General features: G+C 62.6%; 1 protein-coding gene and 1 tRNA gene. Both read left to right on the top strand.

The window, feature by feature from the left end:
• Positions 1-110 precede the first annotated feature (110 nt).
• On the top strand, positions 111-767 hold the full coding sequence (locus BQ17_RS05020; RefSeq protein ID WP_089724832.1) for a hypothetical protein: 657 nt from the start codon (positions 111-113) through the stop codon (positions 765-767).
• Positions 768-849: 82 nt separating this feature from the next.
• A tRNA-Cys gene (locus tag BQ17_RS05015) sits at positions 850-923 on the top strand.
• Positions 924-1,079: the final 156 nt, after the last annotated feature.

The following is a 1,079-nucleotide window of genomic DNA, read 5'->3' as shown; positions in this document are numbered from 1 at the left end:
ATGGCGCCGCGATCGATTTGACGCCCGACGCGCGCAATCGCCGCTTAAGTTCCAAACAGAATGGCGCACTACACTAGAGAGATGTCCATGAGGGCGGATTTGCACGGACTATGATTTCCGGGTCCCCCGTGCGCAGGCTGTGGTGCCTACTTCTGCTGCTGCTGATAGTGCCCGGCTCGGGAGCGGCGCGGCCGGGTGCGCGTGAGGTCATGGCCGACGCTATGGCTAAGATGATGGAGGCCATGGGTCTGTTCGATTCCGCCCCCGCGCAGCGGGATCTGGGCGGCATTTTCGCGGACCCCTGGTCTTTGCAGGGCCCGTTCGGTGCCCTGGGGTGGGGCCCAACCTTCGGTGCGCCTTGGGGCGGTCCTGTTCCGGACCGGTCGCGCGCCGCGGTGATGCGCGAGCTGATGCGGCGCTTTACCCGGCAGATGCCCCTACCGGGCGGAAACAGCAGTGATTGGCCGGTGGCCTGGAAGCCGTCGCGGTTGGAAGGTGTTTGGGAAGGCCGCGATGGGGAGCTGGTGATCGTCCAGGGGGAGCGGTTTCGGATCTACTCCCCGGAGTTGCAGCGGGTGGATGGCCTGATGCGGATCCGGGGCAATCGCCTGGCCCTGTACAACCCCCTGGATGGGCATGCCCGGCCATTCGAGTTCACCGAGCACCAAGGTCGCCTCATCATGCGTGATCCGGCCGGACAGCTTTATCTGTACCGGCGCCTGTGGCTGGACGGTGGGCGGGGGGCGGTGTGGACGGATCCTGAGTAGGTCCCGTTGACTCCTGTCTAGGCCGGCACGGGTTAGCCGAAGATGACAAAGCGATTGAGCACCGATATACTTTTCTACCTTAGGCTGAGTGGCAGAGTGGTTATGCAGCGGCCTGCAAAGCCGTGGACGCCGGTTCGATTCCGACCTCAGCCTCCACACCCTTCCCCATGACCGTCCCACGGCGGTACCAGAGTCGTTCTGCTTTTCACATTTCAGCCCAACTTATTGATTGTCTCCAAAAACTTCAGTCCGCCGAAGGCGGATCGAGGTACAAACCTCCATCTTCCAGATGGATTATCTTCAGTCGGCGGT

The organism is Candidatus Thiosymbion oneisti (assembly GCF_900092655.1).
Lineage (GTDB): Bacteria > Pseudomonadota > Gammaproteobacteria > Chromatiales > Chromatiaceae > Thiosymbion > Thiosymbion oneisti.
This window is presented reverse-complemented; position numbering and strand designations above follow the sequence as displayed.